This is a genomic window from Syntrophomonas sp. UBA1041, assembly GCF_002316705.1.
Taxonomy (GTDB): domain Bacteria; phylum Bacillota; class Syntrophomonadia; order Syntrophomonadales; family Syntrophomonadaceae; genus DTU019.
Genome location: NZ_DCEA01000001.1, coordinates 1 through 785, shown reverse-complemented (window position 1 = coordinate 785; position 785 = coordinate 1). Strand labels below are relative to the sequence as shown.

Annotated in this window: 2 protein-coding genes; both read left to right on the top strand. The window is 54.1% G+C overall.

Annotation, left to right across the window (positions count from 1 at the left end; all coding sequences use genetic code 11):
* A partial coding sequence (locus B2633_RS00010; RefSeq protein ID WP_483168479.1) for an EscU/YscU/HrcU family type III secretion system export apparatus switch protein occupies positions 1-308 on the top strand: 308 nt, incomplete at its 5' end.
* A gap of 10 nt (positions 309-318) precedes the next feature.
* Positions 319-785, top strand: a 467-nt coding sequence (locus B2633_RS00005; RefSeq protein WP_483168478.1) for an FHIPEP family type III secretion protein, incomplete at its 3' end; no start/stop codon positions are given.

Here is a 785-nt window from a genome sequence, read left to right as displayed (position 1 = left end):
GCCGGATGATGGCCGAGGTCCCTAAAGCCGATGTGGTAATCACCAATCCCACCCATTTTGCCGTGGTTTTGAAATATGAGGTGGATGTGATGCAAGCCCCGATGGTCGTGGCCAAAGGCCAGGATTTCGTAGCTCAGAAGATCAAGGAGATCGCACAGGAGCATCAGGTGGTAATGGTGGAGAACCCGCCCCTGGCCCGCACCCTGTACTACAGCGTAGAGATCGGGGCACTGGTGCCGGAGGAGATGTATCAGGCCGTAGCTGAGGTTCTGGCCTTCGTATACCGCCACAAAAAACTGGCTCTGTAACCGGGGAGGAATGAAAGTGGCCCAGGAACAAGCCTGGAAAGACCGCTTAACGGCAAACAGCGACGTTTTGATAGCCATGCTGGTAGTCACCATCGTGATGATGATGATCATCCCTCTGACGCCTTTTTTGCTGGACATCCTCTTGACTTTTAACATTACTTTCGCTTTGATTATCCTGATGGTGTCCATGTTCAACGTAGACCCGCTGGAATTCTCGGTATTCCCCTCATTGCTCCTGGTCATGACCCTGTTCCGCCTCTCCTTGAACGTATCCACCACCCGCTTGATACTGCTTGACGCCCATGCCGGGCAGGTGGTGGAAGCCTTCGGCAATTTTGTGGTGGGAGGCAATATGGTGGTGGGCATGGTCATTTTCTTGATCCTGGTGGTTATTCAGTTCATTGTCATCACCCGCGGCGCGGAAAGGGTTTCGGAGGTGGCGGCCCGCTTTACCCTGGATGCCATGCCCGGGAAGCA